This is a genomic window from Enterobacter cloacae complex sp. P29RS (assembly GCF_014893445.1).
Classification (GTDB): domain Bacteria; phylum Pseudomonadota; class Gammaproteobacteria; order Enterobacterales; family Enterobacteriaceae; genus Enterobacter; species Enterobacter intestinihominis.
In genome coordinates, this window is record NZ_JADBPZ010000003.1 from 209,847 (window position 1) to 227,889 (window position 18,043).

Below are 18,043 nucleotides of genomic sequence, written 5' to 3' on the forward strand. Positions count from 1 at the left end.
GGATGAACGAACAAACGTCGCCTGCATTTTGGCCCGCCCGGGGAAGTCTCCATGAAGGGCGGGCTTTTGTTCTGAAAGAGGATGTTATTTTTACCGTGCTGGCGCAGGAGGGCGGCATCTCCTGGATGAACGGGCGGCATCCCCAGTCCGGCGGTTCGTTTATTATTGCCACCGCGGTCAGCGATGAAGAAGAGGAGCGGGCAACGCGGCTGCTTAAAAACGAGTTTGCCCTGCGCGATCGACTTCATGACGGCTGGGCTATCCGGCCCGTCGCTTCAACCCAGTACCGCGGACGTTTTGCGCTGGTCTACGCGCCGTTCTGCTTTGAACTGCTGGCGTGCCGGGCAGGTAAGGCGATTTCCGGGATCGCCCGCTTTATCGAGATGGCGATCCGCATCTGCGGTCCCCTGCGCCAGATGCATCTGCACAACCTGATCCACGGCGATATCAAACCCGGGTCGATCTTCGTTCATCACGACGCCACCAGCCGTCTGTGCAGCTTTGGTCTTTCCTGCGCCACTTCCGACGCATTCTCCCAGTCCCGGCTTGCCGCGTCTGGTGGCACGCCCGCCTACATGTCACCGGAACACACCACGCGTACCCGGCGCGCCGTCGACAGCCGGAGCGATCTCTACAGTCTGGGTATCGTGCTTTATGAACTTCTGACCGGGCGATTGCCGTTTGAACTGAGCGCTGATGACCAGACTAACTGGGCGCATTACCACATTGCTTCTGAGCCGCTTGCGCCGGGCCGGGTGCGTCCGGACGTACCCGGCATGCTCTCGACCATTATCCTTAAGTTGCTGGAGAAGAATCCGGAGAATCGCTATCAGACCGTCGACGGGCTGATTGCCGACCTCAGGCGCTGCCAGGCGACGCTGACCGCCGAAGGTGAGATCGTCGACTTTATTCCCGGCCAGCAGGATCGCTCTCCGGCGATCCATCTTGCCGATTCGCTTTTCTCTGCGCATCCGCAGGCCAGCGACGTCATCGCCGCGTTTGAGCGGGTCAGCCAGAGCGGTGCGCCGGAACTGGTGACGATTGGCGGTCCGTCGGGGATCGGCAAATCTTCCGTGATCGCCACCACGCTGAAATCGCTGCAACAGCGCAAGGTGCTGCTGGCGGTGGGCAAGGTCGATCAATACTCCCCCACGCTGCCCTACGGCGTGCTGAGTTCGGCGTTTCGGACGCTCACGCTGCACCTGCTCGGGCTGCCAGCCGGGGAGGTGGCGACGTGGAAAATCCGTCTGTCGCGCGCGCTGGAAGGCTTCGAGGAGCTGGCTGTCAGCCTGGTGCCGGAGCTGAATTTATTTCTTGAGAACAAACCGCGTTTCTCTGCGGATACATTTTCCATCGACGCGCGGGCGCGCTTCAGCCATATGGTGCTGGCGCTGGTGAAAACCTTCGCCACCCAGGGCGCGCCGCTGGTGCTGCTGCTGGATGATGTGCAGTGGATCGACGCCGCCAGCCTGCAAACGCTCGATTACCTGCTGCGCGCCTGCGGCGCCATCCCGTTGCTGGTGGTGGTGGCGCACCGCGATCTCAGTTCGCTTTCTGATCCCAGCTTGCAGACCGCGCTGGCGAGCCTGCCGGAGGCGGCGCAGCATGCCATGACGATCGTGCCGCAGCCGCTGTCGGTGAAGGCCGTGGCACGCTGGCTCGGGGGGATTTTTCATGCCCGCAGTACCGGTACCTCCGATCTTGCCACGCTGATCCATGAAAAAACCGGCGGCAACCCGCTGTTCGTTCAGGAATTTTTCCGCCGCATCGTCGATGACGGACTGGTGGTGCACAACAAATATCAGGGGAAATGGCATTACGATCTCCAGGCCATCCGCGCCCGGCATTACACCGAGAACGTGGTGACGCTGGTGCTTGAACAGCTCAAGGAGATGCCCGACGAGACGCGCCGCCTGCTGGGCAGCATCGCCTGCCTCGGCTGCACGGGCGAGCTGGAGATGCTGTGCCGCGTGGTGGGGCAGTCGGCGGCGGAAATCCGCTACGCCCTTCATCCGGCGGTTACCGCTCAGCTGATTGTGCTGACGGAGAAAGCGTACGCTTTTACCCACGATCGGGTGCAGGAAGCCGCCTTTGCCCTGCTGGATGAGGGCGAGAAAAGCCATCTGCACCTGACCACCGCCAGCCTGCTGGCGGATGCCGCGCGGCAGACGGCGGGTAACGAACTGCTGTTCCGCGCGGTTCACCACGTCAGCGCCGCGCTGGACTGCATCCAGCCTGCGCCGCAGCGCCAGAGATTCCGTGAGCTGAGCCTCCAGGCCGCGCGGCGTGCGAAGCGTACCGGCGATTACCTTTCCGCCTTAAGTTACATCCAGACCGCCAGAGCGCTGGGGAACGCGGGTCCGGTCTCGGACTTTATGCTGGATATCGAAGAGGCGGGCTGTGAGTTCGCGCTCGGGCACCTGGAGCGCACGCGCGCGCTGTGCGATACGATCCTCGGCTCACCGGGCGGGCTGACGGAGAAAGCGCTGGCCGCTAACCTGCTGGCGGAAGTCTATATGCGCCAGTCGGAGATCCGCCTGGCGCTGGAGGCGTCGTTATGCTGGCTGGGCGTGTTCGGGATCCAGATCAGCCGCTACCCGGAAAATGCCGAATGTGACGAGGCCTGGCAGCAGTTCTGTCAACGCACCGCCGACGCGCCGCAGAACCCGTTTACTCAACTTAAGCTGATGGAGAGCGCGGAGACCGAAGCGGTAATGAACCTGCTTTACAGCGCCAGTATTTTCGCCAGCTTTACCTGCCCGCGCCTGCACTTTTTACTCCTGTGCCGGATGATGCACCTCACGCTCGATCGCGGCATAACCGGCGCATCCACCACGGCGATGGCCTGGTTTGGCGTGCTGATTGGCCACCGCTATGCCGAATACCGTCTCGGGTTTGAGTACGGCACGCTGGCTCGCGAGCTGGTGAACCGCCACGGCTATGATGCCTATGAAGCTAAAACTCTGCTGCCGCTCGACCAGCTCAGCGTCTGGACCCAGCCGCTGTCGTACACTATCGAGTGCGCCAAGGCCTGCTTTACCTCGGCGGTGACCCACGGCGACATGACGATGGCCTGCTTCGCGGCCTGTCATCAGATCATTAACTTCCTCTCCCGGGGCGATCATCTGGACGGCGTGTTGACCAGCATCGATCGCGGTCTGGCTTTTGTGCGTAAAACGGATTATCAGGACATTGAAACCGTTCTGCACATTCAGCGCCGCTACGTGGAGTTTTTACGCACGCCGGTGACGGGCACATGGAGCGCCGCCCAGGCGCTTCCTGACGATCTGCTGCCCGCACCGCCGGAGCAGGCGCCCGAGCAGACCTCGACCATGCTGTTCTGGTACTGGCTCTATCGCGGGATGGCGCACTTTACCTGCGGCGAATACGCCGACGCGCAGGCGGATTTAGAGAGGGCGGGCTGGTATGCGTGGTCCGCGCCGGGCCATATCCATCTGCTGGATTACCATTTTTACAGCGCGCTGGCGCTCTCCCGCCAGCTCACGCCGGAGACCTTCTCGGCGGATTATCGCCGCAGTATTCATCACCATTACGACAAAATTGCCCTCTGGGCGCGGATCAATCCGGGCACGTTTGCCGATAAAGAGGCGCTGATTTATGCCGAAATCGTCCGTCTGGACGGCATGAACAGCATCGCGCTGGAGCAGTATGAAAAGGCGGTGCGGCTCTCGCGGGAGGGCGGGTTTAACCCGATCAATGCCCTGGCCCACGAGCTGGCAGGGCGTTTCTCGCTGGCCTGCGGCTACCCGACCGCCTCCGACGCCCATTTCCGCGGTTCGATTGCCGCCTGGGGCCGCGCCGGGGCGCAGGCCAAGGTGCGTCAGCTGGAGCAGGATTTCCCGCATCTGCTGGCCTCCGGGCAGAGCCGCGCGTACGACACCGTGGCATTTGCCCAGAACGAGGTGATCCGCGATTTACAGAGCGTCATCAAAGCCTCACGCGCCTTGTCCGAAGAAATCAACCTCGAGCGTTTAATTGAAAACCTGATGACGCTGCTGCTTGAACGGGCCGGGGCGCAGCGTGGCCTGCTGCTTCGCGTCAGCGATAATCACATCCCGGAGATCGAAGCCAGCGCCTGGACCAGCACCGACGGGGTGCGGGTTCACATCCTGAAAGAGACACCGATGGCGACGGACATGCCGCTGTCGGTGCTGGCCGCGGTGATCCGCACCGGGCAGGAGATCCGCACCGGCAAACCGGAGGAATTTCACCCGTTCAGCCAGGATCCTTATCTGGTGACGTCCGGCGCCGCCGTGATGTGCGTGCCGATGTTCAAACAGGCGCGACTGGTGGGGGTGCTGTATCTGGAAAACCGCCTGATGCCGGAAGTGTTTACCGCCGAACATTCGCGCGTGGTCAGCCTGCTGGGCGCGCAGGCGGCGGTTTCGCTGGAGACGGCGCGGCTTTACGCCGAGCTGCTGGCGGAAAACATCCACCGCCGACGGGTGGAGAAAGAGCTGCGCGCCAGCCAGACCTCGCTGATGCTGGGTGAGCAGATCAGCCATACCGGCAGCTGGCGCTGGGAGCTGGTGCAGGATCTGATGTTTATGTCCGAAGAGTACGCCCGTATTCTTGGCCTGCCGGAGCAGCAAAAGATGATCTCAATGGCGGAGTTTTTGACCTTCGTGCATGAGGATGATTATGGCCGGATCGGTAACCTCGTTAATCAGAGCGTGCGTGACGGGCTGTCGATGCGCGCGGAGTTTCGCATTATCCGCACCGACGGCTCCGTTCGCTACATCCTCGGGATTGGCGATCCGGTGGGCGTGGGCAGCGAGGTGAATGAGTATTACGGCATCATTACCGACATCACCAGCCAGCGGGCGGCGGAAGATGCGATGCGGGTGGCGCAGGCGGATCTGGCGCGAGTCTCACGGGCCACCACCGTCGGGCAACTCACCTCCTCGATCGCGCACGAGATCAACCAGCCGCTGATGTCGATTGTCTCGAACGCCGGCGCGAGCCTGCGCTGGCTCAACCGCGATCCGGCGCGGCTGGACAAAGTGCGAGAGGGGCTGGAGGAGATCGCCGCCGAGGGCGAGCGGGCAGGGGAGATCATCCGCAGCATTCAATCTCTGACGCGCAAACAGGACCCCACGTTTACGCGCATCGATCTGCACTTCCTGATCCACCACATTATTATGCTCTCCCGCAGCGAACTTGAGCTGCGACACATAAGCGTTGATTATCTCCTGAACGCTGGCGACAGCTTTATCATCGGCGACAGCGTGCAGATCCAGCAGGTGCTGCTTAACCTGGTGATGAATGCGATGGAAGCGATGGCGGAAGTGACGGATCGCCCGTGCTGCATCACGATCGCCACCGCGAACTGCGCCGAAGGGAAGGTGATCTTTGAGATCGCCGATACCGGCAGCGGCATTGAGCCGGAGCTCACCGAGCGGATCTTTGACTCGTTCTATTCGACCAAAGCGCAGGGAATGGGGATGGGGCTGACCATCAGCGCCAGCATCATTGAACGGCACCGGGGAAAACTGAGCGCGCGCCGCAGAGAGCCGTACGGGACGGTGTTTACCTTCGCGTTGCCGCTTGCCGGACAGGAGGCGTAACGGTTATTCCGCTGGCTGATGTTTTGTCAGGCGCTCGACGGCCCTGACCAGCTCGGCCACGGAGCGGACCTGCATTTTCTCCATCACCCGGCGGCGGTGTACTTTCACCGTAATCTCACTGACGCCCAACTCGGCGGCGATCTGCTTGTTGAGCTTGCCGCTGATGGCAAGCTCAAGCACCTCATGCTCGCGCGGCGTGAGGGACATGTGGCGCTGTTTCAGGGCGTAGTGCTCTTTGACGCGGGCGGCGTTGTGCTGTGCCAGCCTGAGCGCGGATTCGATAGAGCCAATGAGGGCGCTGGATTCAACGGGTTTAGTGAGAAATTCGTAGGCCCCGCCTTTGATCGCCCGGACGGACATAGGGATAGTGCCGTGACCGGTGAGAAAAATGATCGGTATTTCTCGCCCGTTGGCTTTCAGCGCATCTGCGACATCAAACCCGGTGATCGTGGGCATCTGCATATCGAGGATCACGCAGGAGGGCAAATCCTCAAAGGGATGGCTGAGAAAGGCTTCTGCTGAGGAAAAGCCAAGGGCGTGTATATCCGCTGATTCCAGCAGCCCAACAACGGACTGCCTGACTGCGTCATCGTCATCAACCACATAAACAATGTGTTCCATTCACCGCCCCGGTGTGATCAGTAAACCATCGAGAATAAAATGCGCCTTTTTGAACGTAAGCGACTGTTTGCTATCCTCATTCATACTAACACATTAATAATTATTATCATTCGGCAATATGAAGATGATATGAAAGTGTAATAAAAATGTGGCGAATTGGTTAGGATCGGAACGCTGTTTTTAGAGACCTTTCCTGCTGCGAAGCCAGAGCGTGACACAGGCGATATTCATCCTGAGCCACGATGTTTTGTGTGAGGACGCCGACGGGTAAAACAGGCTACACTCTGATTTTGAGCGCGACAAGCTGAGGACATAACGATGCACTACACACTGAAAAGCAGTGACGATAAAGAAAAAGCGGAAGGAACAAGCGGCGCGGGCGCTCTACAGCAAAAACTGCTGGAATCCCGTTCGATTGTCATCTCCGGTGAGATCAACCAGGAGCTGGCCCAGAAAGTCATCACTCAGATGATCCTGCTGCAAAGCGTCAGCAACGATCCGATCAAGCTGTACATCAACAGCCAGGGCGGCCACGTGGAAGCGGGCGACACCATCCACGACTTCATTAAGTTTATCCGACCGGAAGTGCACGTCATTGGCACCGGCTGGGTGGCAAGCGCCGGGATCACCATCTTCCTGGCGGCGAAAAAAGAGCACCGCTACTCGCTGCCGAATACCCGCTTTATGATCCACCAGCCGCTGGGCGGCGTGCGCGGTCAGGCAACGGATATCGAAATCGAAGCGCGCGAGATTATCCGCATGCTGGAACGCGTAAACAAACTGATTGCTGACGCCACCGGCCAGCCGCTGGAGAAAGTGAAGAAGGACACCGACCGTAACTTCTGGATGTCACCGGCGGAAGCGCTGGACTACGGCATCGTGGGCAAACTGATCACCCATTATGACGAGCTGAACCTGGATTAAGTTTTAGCCCGCGCGTGCGTCGGGTGACGGCTTCGCCTTACCCGACCTACGCGCGCTCGATTGACCCATGACAAGTTCCCCCCTGGCTGTCTCTTCTATAATCGCGCCTGTCTCCCCTCTCACTGGTGCTAACCATGGCGTATCAACTGAACCTCGACTGGCCGGAATTTCTTGAGAAATACTGGCAAAAACAACCCGTTGTGCTGAAAAATGCCTTCCCGAATTTTGTCGACCCCATTACCCCTGATGAACTGGCGGGTCTGGCGATGGAGCCGGAAGTCGATAGCCGCCTGGTAAGCCATGCTAACGGCAAGTGGCAGGCGAGCAATGGCCCGTTTGAGCATTTCGATAACCTCGGTGAAACCGGCTGGTCTCTGCTGGCGCAGGCGGTGAACCACTGGCATATGCCCGCCGCAGAGCTGGTGTGTCCGTTCCGCGTCCTGCCGGACTGGCGTCTCGATGACCTGATGATCTCCTTCTCCGTCCCGGGCGGCGGCGTTGGGCCGCATATCGATCAGTACGATGTGTTTATTATTCAGGGGATGGGTAGCCGTCGCTGGCGCGTGGGTGACAAGCTGCCGATGCGTCAGTTCTGTCCGCATCCGGCCCTGCTGCACGTCGATCCGTTTGAGCCAATCATTGACGAAGATCTGGCCCCGGGCGATATCCTTTATATTCCGCCTGGATTCCCGCATGACGGCTTCACCCATGAAACCGCGCTCAACTACTCTGTCGGTTTCCGCGGGCCGAACGGTCGCGATCTGATTAGCAGCTTTGCCGATTACGCGCTGGAAAACGATCTGGGTGGCGAGCACTACAGCGATCCGGATCTGACCTGCCGCGAACACCCGGGCCGCGTGGAGCAGTACGAGCTCGATCGCATTCGCCAGATGATGATCGACATGATTAGCAAGCCGGATGATTTTACAAAATGGTTCGGCAGCTTCGTCTCCACGCCGCGTCACGAGCTGGATATTGCCGCCGCCGAGCCGCCGTATTCCGCAGACGAGGTGCTCGACGCGCTGCAAGGGGGCGAAACGCTTTCACGCCTGAGCGGGCTGCGCGTGCTGAACGTCAACGGCAGCTTCTTTATCAACAGCGAACAGCTGGAGACGGCGGATGTGAACGGGGCGGACGCGCTGTCCCGCTACACCCAGCTCGGCCAGGCCGAGCTGGGTGTAGCGCTGAATAATCCGGCGTTTGTGGAAGAGTTGACCGGATTGATTAACCAGGGATACTGGTACTTCGACGAGTAACAGACAGCGGCGTTTAGTCAGACTAAACGCCGCTACGTTCAAACCAGCATATTACAGGCCTTCCAGTAGTTCAGAAGCCGCTCATCGTCGCGCTCTTTTTCCGCTTTGATTTTCATCGCCTGGGCGAGATTTTCTCGCGATACCTCATGGCCTTTTTGCACGATGTCTAAGACCGCTTCACCAAGAGCCAGCGAAATTTCTGTCCGATTGTTGCGAATCGTCATAAATACCTCCTCGTTGGTTGCGATACTTTAATTATGAACGGGAAATAATCAGTCGCTAATAATTAATCTTATTCTTATTTTTTCAATTCGGCGCTAAATAGACATAGTATTCGGTTCTGTCAATGATGTTTCAAAATGCTAATACGCATTTCAGGTCCGAATTTATGCGCTACAGTTAATTTCGTGCAACAGGCAAATAACCGAAACAGGAGAATGAATATGGTAGATAAAAGCGCAATTAAGGATCACACTCAGGTTGTCGCCAGCTGCGGAACGCATGTCGGGGTTGTGGACCATCTTGATGGTGAGCGTATCAAGCTTGCAAAGAGCGACCCGGAATCAGGCGGCAAGCACCACTTTATTCCTCTCGGCTGGGTCGATAAGGTCGAAGATAATAAAGTTGTCCTGACCAAAAACCATAAAGAGGTTTTTGCTGAGTGGCAGGAAGCATAAATATATTTCTCGTAAAGAAATATACGCCTTCGCTCCGGCTTCGTCCGGAGCGTAATAGTGTCTGCGCCCGGTGATTGCTGCCATGGCAAATGAATGGTACTGTTTTGCCTGTCCTTTCCCCGATGCAGGCTCCGAATTATGCTCCAGAGTGAAAATACATCAGCGAAGCGCATATTTTTTGTTGAGGATTTTCAAATATTCGGCGAGCGCTACGGCATCGACTACCGTTTCCCGCAGCTAAAAGATGAGCAGGTCAGCGGCAGCCCCGTGTTGCAGGGGAATGTTGAAGAGATGACGCTCTCGTCCGGCATTTCACTGACCCATTCCGACGTACGTGTATTACAGCCCTATGAAACCACCTCTCGCCACAGCAGCCCGCTTTATATGCTGGTGGTGCTGGAAGGGTGCGTGACGCTCACGCTCAATGGTATCGATTATCCCGTCCGCCCGGGCATGGCGTTCAGCTCCCGTCTGAGTGAAGATCAGGTGATGAGCGCGCGTCACGATGCTGACAGCACGCTGAAAACGCTCTCGTTTGGCGTGTACCCGCACGATGCCGGACGTGAAGCCCTGCTTGAGTCGCTGCTGCTGGAATGGCAAAGCCTGAATACCCCCGCGTTTGTCTGGCACGTTCCCGAGTTTGTGATGTCAGGCATTCAGCATGCACAGCGGCAGGGGGGAAGCGTGCTCTCGCGTAAGCTGTTGCTGGAGGGGCTCATGTACCAGCTGCTCGGCCACGGCCTGAACCAGTGCCAGCTGCCCTGCCCGAGCCGCCCTGAGCATGCGCGTCTGGAACGCGTCCGGTGCCTGCTGGAACAGTCTCCTGAACGTGACCATACACTCGCGCAGCTGGCAGCCCTTGCTGCCATGAGCCCAAGCAGCCTGCGCAGCAAGTTCCGTCAACGCTACGGCTGCACACTCTTCGATTATCTCCGCGACTGTCGCCTTGCGCTGGCGCGTCGCTATCTGCTGGAAGGCCATAGCGTACAGCAGGCCGCCTGGATGTGCGGGTATCAGCATGCCACCAACTTCGCCACCGCGTTTCGTCGTCATTACGGGATTTCACCGGGTGACGTGCGCAAACTCCGCTAACGTAATTTTGTCCATCGCGCGAACGTATCCCGTGCGGTTTAGCATCGCGCATACATAACCTGGCGGCGCGCATAGCTGTTTGCACCCTCAAAAAGGTAATAATTCTTATTAACAATAAGAAATATCTCTGGAGAGGGTTATGTTTGCTAAATCGCGTCTGGCACTGCTGGTGGGATGGGTTACCGGTAGCGTCGCTTTTCCTTTACTGGCGCAGGATGCCCAAAAAACTGACACCGTGGTGGTGACCTCGCAGATGCAGTCTGCGGCCACCAAGCTTGAAACGCCGGATATTGAAACCCCGCAATCGGTCTCTATCGTCACCCGCGAGCAGTTCGAAGAGCAGGGCGCAACCAGCGTGCGTCAGGCCGTGAGCTACACGCCGGGGGTCTACAGCAACCAGATCGGGGCATCAAACCGCTTCGACTACATGGTGCTGCGCGGCTTCTCGGACGGCAGCCTGGACAACGTCTACCTCGACGGACTGAAGATGATGGGCGACACCAATTCCCACAGCTCGCTGGTGGTTGATCCGTGGTTCCTGGACAGTATCGAAGTCGTGCGCGGCCCGGCCTCCGTGCTGTACGGTCGCTCATCGCCGGGCGGCATCGTGGCGCTCACCTCCCGTAAGCCATCGTTCGATCCGGGCGGGGAGATCAAGCTCTTCGCCGGTAACAATAACCAGCGCGGGGCGATGTTCGACGTGACCGGCCCGGTTGATGATAACGACCGCGTGGCGGTGCGCCTCAGCGGGATGACCCGCTATGCTGATTCCCAGTTCGATCCGCTCAAAGAAGAGCGTTACGCGCTGATGCCGAGCCTGACCTGGCGTATCACCGACAGCACCCGTCTGGATCTGATGGCCTACCTGCACCGCGATCCGGAAGGCGGCAGCCACTCCGGCCTGCCATATGAGGGCACCGTTGTACCGCACAGCGGTAAGAAAATCTCCAACACCTTCTTCGAGGGCGAGGACGATTACGACAAGTACGATCGTCGGGAAAACATGGTCGGCTATAACATTGAGCACCTGTTTGACAGCGGCTGGGCCGTGCGTCAGAAGCTGCGCTACCTGCACACCAAAGTCGAGCTGAACCAGGTGTATGCCGCAGGCTGGCTGAACGACACCGAGCTGAACCGCGGCTATTCCGGCTCCGACGAGAAGATGAACGCCATCACCCTGGATAACCAGGTCGACGGCAGCTTCGATACCGGCGAGGTGAACCACCGCGTGCTGATCGGCATGGACTACCAGGACCGCACCAACAACGTCACCGGCTACTACGGCGGCTTCCCGCCGATTGACGCTTTCCATCCTGCTTATGGCGCGAAGCCGGACTACATCACCCAGTACAGCAGGGAAAAGCATAAGCTGCGCCAGACCGGCTACTACCTGCAGGATCAGATGTCCATTGACCGCTGGCGCCTCACGCTGGGTGGGCGTTACGACCAGGTAAGCGTGTCGAACGTCGACAACTTCAACCATACCCGCAGCGATCTGGATAAAAACAACTTCAGCAGCCGCGCGGCGCTGCTGTATCTGTTTGATAACGGCGTCGCGCCGTACGTCAGTTACTCCACCGCCTTTACGCCGACCAGCTTTGCCGACGAGCAGGGGAATATCCTGGATCCGATGAAGGGCAAGCAGTGGGAAGCGGGCGTGAAGTATGAGCCGGAGGGGATGAACAGCCAGTTCAGCGCCTCGGTGTTCCGCATCAACCAGAAGAACATTGCCACTAAAGAGGAGCCGACCGATCCGTACCGTTCCATCGGTGAAATCGAATCCGAAGGCGTTGAGCTGGAGGCGATTGGACAGCTGACCGACAGCCTGCGCATGCAGGCGGCCTACACCTATACGGATATTCGCTACAAGAAGAGCAGCCCGGAAGAGGAGGGCAAGCGCGCCGTCTATGCCCCGCGTAACATGGCCAGCGCCTGGCTGAGCTACGACGTCAAAAGCGGCCCGCTGGACGGCCTGACCGTCGGCTCCGGCGTGCGCTATGTCAACGGGATCGCCAGCGATCGTCAGAACACCCATACGCTACCGTCATACACCCTGGTGGATATGGTCGTGGGGTATGACCTGTCGAAAGTGGGGCTCACGGGCGTGAGCGCGCAGTTGAACGTCAATAACCTGACGGACAAAAGCTACGTTGCGGCGTGTAACTCGCTCTCTTACTGCTACTTCGGTGCAGAGCGCAGCATTGTCGGCAGCGTTTCGTGGACATTCTGAGTCGTTAGCCAATGCCCGGTGGCGCTGCGCTTACCGGGCCTACGGGATCGGTTTTCACCCTCTCCCTGTGGGAGAGGGCCGGGGTGAGGGCAACAGGCCGCACTACCCCTCCATCGCAATCACAATCGCCTCACCCATCTTTTTCAACGCCTCGCGATGTTTATCCGTCGGCGGCAGCGCCACGTTGATCCGCAGACAGTTGCGGTACTTACCGGAGGCGGAAAACAGCGACCCGGCCGCAGCCTGGATCTTCAGACGGCACAGCTGCTTGCTGACGCACACCATGTCGACCATCTCCGGCAGCTCGACCCACAGCAGGAAGCTGCCCTGCGGGCGGGTAACGCATATTTCTGCCGGAAAATACTGCCGCACCCAGCAGGTGTAGGTCTCCATATTCTGCTGATAAATCTGGCGCATGCGCCGCACGTGGCGATGGTAATGACCGTCGCGAATAAACGCCGCCACCGCCATCTGCGTGCCCGGCACGTTAAACCCGCCCGCGGCGTATTTCATGTGCATCACCCGGTCGTAATAGCGCCCCGGCACAATCCAGCCGACGCGCAGCCCGGGCGCCACGGTTTTGGTAAAGGAGCTGCAGAGGATCACGCGGCCATCAATGTCCATCGAGTGAATGGTGCGCGGGCGCGGGTACTCTGCGGCCAGCTCGCCGTAGATATCATCCTCCACAATCACAATATCGTGCCGCTGGGCGAGCGCCAGCACCTGCTTTTTACGCGCTTCCGGCATGATAAACCCGAGCGGGTTATTGCAGTTGGGGACCAGGATCACCGCTTTGATCGGCCACTGCTCCAGCGCCAGCTCTAACGCCTCGATGCTGATCCCGGTCTCGGGATCGGTAGGTATTTCAATCGCCTTGATGTCGAAGCCGCGCAGCATCTGCATGGTGCCATGAAACGACGGCGACTCGACCGCCACGATGTCCCCCGGCTTGCACACCGAGAGCAGGGCGATCGACAGCGCGCCGTGGCAGCCGTTGGTGATCACAATCTCGTTTGCCGCCACGGTGGAGCCGCCGTCCAGCATCAGGCGGGCGATCTGCTCGCGCAGCTCCAGACGACCATCGAGCACGTCATAGCTCAGCATTTCGCCGGGGTTATGCTGCGCAATGCGGCTCATCTCGCGCCACAGCGGCTTCAGGCTCGGCTGGTTGATGTCCGGCGAGCCGCCGCCAAAGGAGATCATCTCTTTGTCGGCGCGGGCGTCCAGCAGCATCATCACCTCATCCCACTGGGTGACGTCCACGGGGCGCTGCACCGGGCGCGTCATCGCCGGTACGGGCGGCTGCGCTTTGCGTTTCGAGACAAAATAGCCGGAGCGCGGCTGGGGCGTGATCAGCTGGAGATTTTCGAGGATCTGGTAGGCCTGCTGTATGGTGCTGATACTCACGCCGTGTTCCTGGCTCAGCGTGCGTACCGACGGCAGACGTTCGCCGCTGCGATACAGCCCTTGTTCGATACGTTCCGCCAGTAGGTTGGCCAGATGTTGATAGCGCGTCATGCTGTATCCTTTGTTTTCACCATACAGATTATTAAACCAGTACAGACTGGGGGGTAAAACGCCATGCAGATACCGTTTTAGCGGATCTGTATGGTAAACAAAAGCAGTTTTTGAATCTGTATTGTACTGGCCGTTTTCCATGATGATAACCCCACTGGCACAGCGAGGAGAGCATCATGGAATTCTACGAGAATCGTTCAAAACGTCCGTTTATCGCGTTTGTCTGGGTAGCGAAAACGCTGCGTAACTGGTATCGCATCAACCGTACCCGCCGCATTCTGAGCCAGATGAGCGACGAGCAGCTCAAGGACGTTGGGTTATCACGATATGATGTGTAAGCATAGGGTTGCCCGGTGGCGCTACGCTTACCGGGCCTACAGGAGACCGTAGGCCGGGTAAGGCGCAGCCGCCACCCGGCGGTTTTCAACTCAACAGCGCAAGCGTCTGCCGTTTCGGCCTTTCCAGCAGCTCAACCGCCTCCTGATATGACCGCACGTTGTTATAGCCCATCACCAGCCCGTAGCGTTTGCCCGACCCGCGATACCACTCCGACAGCGCATTAACCTGTAGTTGCTGTTCCTGCCAGCAGCGGGCAATCTCCCGGTCAGCGCTTCCCTTTGCGAGGAACGCGACAATATGCATTCCACCGTCGTTTTGCTCGGTGAAGAACAGGTCACCATAGACCTCACCCAGGGCGGCAATCATCCAGTCGCGGCGGATCTGATACAGGGCGCGCATCTTTTTCAGATGACGAAAAAAATGCCCTTCGTTGAGAAATGCGGTGAGGATTTTTTGCGTCAGCACCGGCTGGCCGCTGGTGGTAATGTCCGCGCAGTCGGTAAAGGTCCCGACGGTGCTGGCGGGCATCACCACGTAGCCCATGCGCAGTGAAGGCATGATGGTTTTGCTGAAGGTGCCCATAAAGATCACCCTGTCATGCTGGTCGAGGCTTTTCATCGACGGCAGCACTTTGCGGGTATAGTGAAATTCCCCGTCGTAATCGTCTTCGATAATCCACGCCTCGTTTTGTGACGCCCAGTCGAGCAGCTGCTGCTTGCGCGGCAGTGAGAGCGTCACCGCCAGCGGACTCTGATGCGACGGGGTAACGATGGCAAAACGCGCGTCGCGATGATGACGGAGCAGGTAGTCCGTATCGATGCCGCAGCGATCAACCGGCACGGTGTGCAGGCGGGGCACGATCCGCTTGAGCAGCTGCTGGCCCATAAAATAGCCCGGATCCTCAAACACCACCTTGTCGCTGCGGCTGGCAAGCGTGTCAAGGATCAGGCGCAGGCTGCCGCTGTAGCCGCTGGTGATCAGTACCTGTTCGGCGGTGCAGGATAACCCGCGCGAGATATTGAGATAGCGGGCAATCGCCTCGCGCAGCGGATACCAGCCCAGCACCGGCGGGTTGAGCATTTCATCCTGACGCATGGCGCGCGTCGCCTGGCCCGCCAGCAGCAGCCATTTTTTATAGGGGAAGCTGTCGAGCGCCGGAATGCCGGGGCGCAGAAAACCGGCCCGTTCGCGCTGGCTAATCAACGACGCCGGCAGCGTGCCGGTCGCTTGTTCTGTGGGGGCGTGTTGCGCGGGCAGCAGAAGATCCGGGTTCACCCGCGTCCCGCGCGCGCCCTGGCTTACCAGATACCCTTCGCCCGTCAGAATGGCATAGGCTGTTTCAACGGTTTTACGCGCCACCTTCAGTTCTTCGGCCAGCACGCGGATGGCAGGCACTTTATCGCCCGGCTTCAGCACGCCGCGCGTGATGTTGTCGCGATAGCGGGAATAAATCTCATGATAGCCCGGCTTCATGTCCTACCTCATTTCACGCTTTTTGTGTCTTTTTACTATGTCATTAACGGCGTAGATTTGCCTTATCGCATGAAAAAAACGGCACAAAAAGAGGAAAGACAATGAGCACCCGCGTAAACCACCACAAAGCCACACCTGCACTTGCCAACGCGCTTTCTGCCCTGAGCATGGAGGTGGCGAAAACCTCCATCGACCCGGCGCTTAAGCACCTTATCGACATTCGCGTATCGCAGCTGAACGGCTGCACCTTCTGTCTGGATATGCACTCGAAAGAGGCTAAAATCGCCGGTGAGCGCGAGCTGCGCCTGTACCATCTGGCGGCCTGGCGCGAGTCCCCGCTGTTTAGCGCCCGTGAAAAAGCGGCGCTGGCCTTCACCGAAGCGCTGACCCAGATTGGCGTACATGGCGTGAGCGATGCGCTGTACCGCAGCGTGGCGGAGCACTTCTCGGATGTCGAGATTTCAGAGCTGAACTTCGCCATCGTAGCGATCAACGCCTGGAACCGTCTGGGCATTACCTCCCGCATGGAGCCGGGCGCGCTGGATGCGGCTTACGGTCTGAACAAGGCTAACCTGGAATAATTCCGCGCTCGCGGATCATCGCCACCAGCGCCCGTAATCCAGGCGAGTGGGGGATTGGGGCGTTTATGGAGTCGAAGTCGATGGTGGGTTAAACCCTGCCCGGTGGCGCTACGCTTACCGGGCCTACATGAGCCCGTAGGCCGGATAAGCGCAGCGCCATCCGGCAAACACTTCGCTCCATACCGAAGCATTGTGGTTTTTCCTCCTGCATTCTCTCCACACCCTCACAACGGAGAGACACCCATGATCGCAGTCCTTTTTGAAGCCAAAGCGGAGCCTCATCATCAGGCGCGCTATCTGCAGCTTGCCGCTGAACTCAAGCCTTTGCTGGCGGACATCGACGGCTTTATTGATATAGAACGTTTTAAGAGCCTGAGCATCGACGGCAAAATCCTGTCCCTTTCCTGGTGGCGGGATGAAGAGGCCGTCCGCCGCTGGAAGCAGAATGTCTTCCATCAGGCCGCGCAGGCCGAAGGCCGGGAGTCGATTTTTTCTTTCTACCGTATTCGCGTGGCGCAGCTGGTGCGGGAGTACAGCTCCGAAACGGGAGGGCACGCGGATGTATGACGTTCACGTGATTTTTAGCGACAGGCCCGGCGAGCTGGCGCGCTTTGGACAGCTGTTAGGCCGCAACGGCGTGGGGCTGGAGGGGGGCGGCGTTTTCGGTACGGATGCCCATTTCCTGGTGGAGGACGGGGAAAAAGCCCGCCTTGTGCTGCTCGACGCCGGGTTTACCGTGCAGGCGCTGCGAAAGCCGGTGATCAGAAAGCTTAAGCAGGAGCGTCCTGGCGAGCTGGGCGAGATAGCGGCGGCGCTGGCCGCAAAGGGCGTGTCTATCCTGACTCAGTACAGCGACCACGCGAATCACCTTATTCTGCTGACGGATGATGATAAGCTGGCCGCTGAGATCACCACACCCTGGGCGACAAATGTTAAAGACGAGCTTACCCTCTGATAACAGCGCGATGCTGGAAAAGGCCATTGCCGCTGTAGCGGCTGCAATGGCCGATCCGTCGCGCGTGAAAATGCTCTGTGCACTAATGGACGGGCGAGCGTGGACGGCCACCGAACTGAGTGCGGCGGCAGACGTTGCGCCGTCGACCGCCAGCGGGCATCTTGCCCGGCTGGTTGAAGGGCAGCTAATTACCTGCCTGTCGCAAGGGCGGCATCGTTATTATCGTCTTGCCGGGCACGACGTGGCGGCGCTGGTGGAACAGATGATGGGGCTCTCCTGGCGCCGCATTACCCCGCCGGAAACTACCGCGCCGAAAGCCATGCGGGAGGCGCGGACCTGCTATGACCATCTGGCGGGCGCGGTGGCGGTGCAGATCTACGATTTCATGCAGGCAGCAGGCTGGCTGGAGGCAGACGGTTCAGCGCTCACGCCGTATGGTCGGGAGCAGTTTCTGAAGCTCGGCGTTTCGTTAAGCGCTCATTCGCGCCGAAAAGCGTGCTGCGCCTGCCTGGACTGGAGCGAGCGGCGGTTTCATCTCGGAGGCGAAGCCGGCGCAGCGCTGCTTCTTTATCTGGAAAGCAAAGGGTGGATCCAGCGGGTGGCGGGGTACAGGGAGGTGGTTGTGACGGCTTCAGGACAGGGCGCCATCTCCAGACATTTTAGCCGCTAAACTCCGCTGCGGGCTGTGCCCTCACTCTGCCCCTCTCCCTGTGGGCTGAGGGATCCCCAGTAATTTTTTTATGCAGAAGCAATAAAGTTGCTTTCTAAATGACTGAGGGCTGTCAGCGA

The 18,043-nt window shown here is 59.1% G+C and carries 15 protein-coding genes; 11 read left to right on the forward strand and 4 right to left on the reverse strand.

Features of this window, described 5'->3' with window-relative positions:
* Positions 1–2 precede the first annotated feature (2 nt).
* Positions 3–5,588, forward strand: a complete 5,586-nt coding sequence (locus IM282_RS03875) for an ATP-binding sensor histidine kinase (RefSeq protein WP_192970155.1) — start codon at positions 3–5, stop codon at positions 5,586–5,588.
* 3 nt (positions 5,589–5,591) lie between these two features.
* On the opposite strand, the gene IM282_RS03880 is transcribed toward IM282_RS03875, so the two are convergent.
* The gene (locus tag IM282_RS03880; protein WP_022646926.1) at positions 5,592–6,209 is read right to left on the reverse strand and encodes a response regulator transcription factor; all 618 of its coding nucleotides are present in this window, start codon (positions 6,207–6,209) and stop codon (positions 5,592–5,594) included.
* Positions 6,210–6,527: 318 nt separating this feature from the next.
* Here IM282_RS03880 and IM282_RS03885 point away from each other — a divergent pair, with 318 nt between their 5' ends.
* Both IM282_RS03885 and IM282_RS03890 read left to right on the forward strand, forming a co-directional pair.
* The gene (locus IM282_RS03885; RefSeq protein ID WP_022646928.1) at positions 6,528–7,133 is read left to right on the forward strand and encodes an ATP-dependent Clp protease proteolytic subunit; all 606 of its coding nucleotides are present in this window, start codon (positions 6,528–6,530) and stop codon (positions 7,131–7,133) included.
* Between the two features lie 134 nt (positions 7,134–7,267).
* A complete protein-coding gene (locus tag IM282_RS03890) occupies positions 7,268–8,389 on the forward strand; it encodes a cupin domain-containing protein (protein ID WP_192970156.1) in 1,122 nt (373 codons plus the stop codon).
* 38 nt (positions 8,390–8,427) lie between these two features.
* Here IM282_RS03890 and IM282_RS03895 read toward each other — a convergent pair whose 3' ends face one another.
* Positions 8,428–8,613: a hypothetical protein gene (locus IM282_RS03895; protein WP_010427252.1), complete on the reverse strand. Its 186-nt coding sequence runs from the start codon at positions 8,611–8,613 to the stop codon at positions 8,428–8,430.
* A 219-nt stretch (positions 8,614–8,832) separates the two neighbouring features.
* Between IM282_RS03895 and IM282_RS03900 the strand changes: the two genes are divergently transcribed.
* The 3 genes from IM282_RS03900 (at position 8,833) to foxA (ending at position 12,388) form a co-directional block, all read left to right on the forward strand.
* Positions 8,833–9,066 (forward strand): DUF2171 domain-containing protein, encoded by a 234-nt coding sequence (locus IM282_RS03900; protein ID WP_003863067.1) that lies wholly within the window; start codon positions 8,833–8,835, stop codon positions 9,064–9,066.
* A 138-nt stretch (positions 9,067–9,204) separates the two neighbouring features.
* On the forward strand, positions 9,205–10,158 hold the full coding sequence (locus IM282_RS03905; RefSeq protein WP_022646930.1) for an AraC family transcriptional regulator: 954 nt from the start codon (positions 9,205–9,207) through the stop codon (positions 10,156–10,158).
* A gap of 121 nt (positions 10,159–10,279) precedes the next feature.
* On the forward strand, positions 10,280–12,388 hold the full coding sequence (gene foxA / locus IM282_RS03910) for a ferrioxamine B receptor FoxA (protein ID WP_192970161.1): 2,109 nt from the start codon (positions 10,280–10,282) through the stop codon (positions 12,386–12,388).
* A 102-nt stretch (positions 12,389–12,490) separates the two neighbouring features.
* Here foxA and IM282_RS03915 read toward each other — a convergent pair whose 3' ends face one another.
* Positions 12,491–13,906 carry a PLP-dependent aminotransferase family protein gene (locus tag IM282_RS03915; RefSeq protein ID WP_023305386.1) on the reverse strand — a complete coding sequence of 472 codons (1,416 nt, stop codon included), beginning with the start codon at positions 13,904–13,906 and terminating at the stop codon, positions 12,491–12,493.
* 176 nt (positions 13,907–14,082) lie between these two features.
* Between IM282_RS03915 and IM282_RS03920 the strand changes: the two genes are divergently transcribed.
* Complete coding sequence (locus IM282_RS03920) at positions 14,083–14,244, forward strand: DUF1127 domain-containing protein (protein WP_003863073.1); 162 nt, start codon at positions 14,083–14,085, stop codon at positions 14,242–14,244.
* Positions 14,245–14,329: 85 nt separating this feature from the next.
* On the opposite strand, the gene IM282_RS03925 is transcribed toward IM282_RS03920, so the two are convergent.
* Positions 14,330–15,718, reverse strand: a complete 1,389-nt coding sequence (locus IM282_RS03925) for a PLP-dependent aminotransferase family protein (protein ID WP_154051873.1) — start codon at positions 15,716–15,718, stop codon at positions 14,330–14,332.
* Between the two features lie 101 nt (positions 15,719–15,819).
* Between IM282_RS03925 and IM282_RS03930 the strand changes: the two genes are divergently transcribed.
* The 4 genes from IM282_RS03930 to IM282_RS03945 all read left to right on the forward strand — a co-directional run bounded on the left by IM282_RS03930 (position 15,820) and on the right by IM282_RS03945 (position 17,924).
* Positions 15,820–16,299, forward strand: coding sequence for a carboxymuconolactone decarboxylase family protein (locus tag IM282_RS03930; RefSeq protein WP_022646934.1), 480 nt, complete (start codon positions 15,820–15,822; stop codon positions 16,297–16,299).
* Between the two features lie 243 nt (positions 16,300–16,542).
* The gene (locus IM282_RS03935; RefSeq protein ID WP_192970157.1) at positions 16,543–16,866 is read left to right on the forward strand and encodes an antibiotic biosynthesis monooxygenase; all 324 of its coding nucleotides are present in this window, start codon (positions 16,543–16,545) and stop codon (positions 16,864–16,866) included.
* On the forward strand, positions 16,859–17,254 hold the full coding sequence (locus IM282_RS03940; protein ID WP_048966087.1) for an amino acid-binding protein: 396 nt from the start codon (positions 16,859–16,861) through the stop codon (positions 17,252–17,254). The genes IM282_RS03935 and IM282_RS03940 overlap by 8 nt, the downstream gene beginning before the upstream one ends.
* On the forward strand, positions 17,229–17,924 hold the full coding sequence (locus IM282_RS03945; protein WP_063202092.1) for a helix-turn-helix transcriptional regulator: 696 nt from the start codon (positions 17,229–17,231) through the stop codon (positions 17,922–17,924). The genes IM282_RS03940 and IM282_RS03945 overlap by 26 nt, the downstream gene beginning before the upstream one ends.
* Positions 17,925–18,043: the final 119 nt, after the last annotated feature.

What these genes read in the sequence shown, in the direction of transcription:
- IM282_RS03875 (WP_192970155.1), top strand. Translation starts at nt 3, where the DNA reads ATGAACGAACAAACGTCGCCTGCATTTTGGCCCGCCCGGGGAAGTCTC.
- IM282_RS03880 (WP_022646926.1), bottom strand. Translation starts at nt 6,209, where the DNA reads ATGGAACACATTGTTTATGTGGTTGATGACGATGACGCAGTCAGGCAG.
- IM282_RS03885 (WP_022646928.1), top strand. Translation starts at nt 6,528, where the DNA reads ATGCACTACACACTGAAAAGCAGTGACGATAAAGAAAAAGCGGAAGGA.
- IM282_RS03890 (WP_192970156.1), top strand. Translation starts at nt 7,268, where the DNA reads ATGGCGTATCAACTGAACCTCGACTGGCCGGAATTTCTTGAGAAATAC.
- IM282_RS03895 (WP_010427252.1), bottom strand. Translation starts at nt 8,613, where the DNA reads ATGACGATTCGCAACAATCGGACAGAAATTTCGCTGGCTCTTGGTGAA.
- IM282_RS03900 (WP_003863067.1), top strand. Translation starts at nt 8,833, where the DNA reads ATGGTAGATAAAAGCGCAATTAAGGATCACACTCAGGTTGTCGCCAGC.
- IM282_RS03905 (WP_022646930.1), top strand. Translation starts at nt 9,205, where the DNA reads ATGCTCCAGAGTGAAAATACATCAGCGAAGCGCATATTTTTTGTTGAG.
- IM282_RS03915 (WP_023305386.1), bottom strand. Translation starts at nt 13,906, where the DNA reads ATGACGCGCTATCAACATCTGGCCAACCTACTGGCGGAACGTATCGAA.
- IM282_RS03920 (WP_003863073.1), top strand. Translation starts at nt 14,083, where the DNA reads ATGGAATTCTACGAGAATCGTTCAAAACGTCCGTTTATCGCGTTTGTC.
- IM282_RS03925 (WP_154051873.1), bottom strand. Translation starts at nt 15,718, where the DNA reads ATGAAGCCGGGCTATCATGAGATTTATTCCCGCTATCGCGACAACATC.
- IM282_RS03930 (WP_022646934.1), top strand. Translation starts at nt 15,820, where the DNA reads ATGAGCACCCGCGTAAACCACCACAAAGCCACACCTGCACTTGCCAAC.
- IM282_RS03935 (WP_192970157.1), top strand. Translation starts at nt 16,543, where the DNA reads ATGATCGCAGTCCTTTTTGAAGCCAAAGCGGAGCCTCATCATCAGGCG.
- IM282_RS03940 (WP_048966087.1), top strand. Translation starts at nt 16,859, where the DNA reads ATGTATGACGTTCACGTGATTTTTAGCGACAGGCCCGGCGAGCTGGCG.
- IM282_RS03945 (WP_063202092.1), top strand. Translation starts at nt 17,229, where the DNA reads ATGTTAAAGACGAGCTTACCCTCTGATAACAGCGCGATGCTGGAAAAG.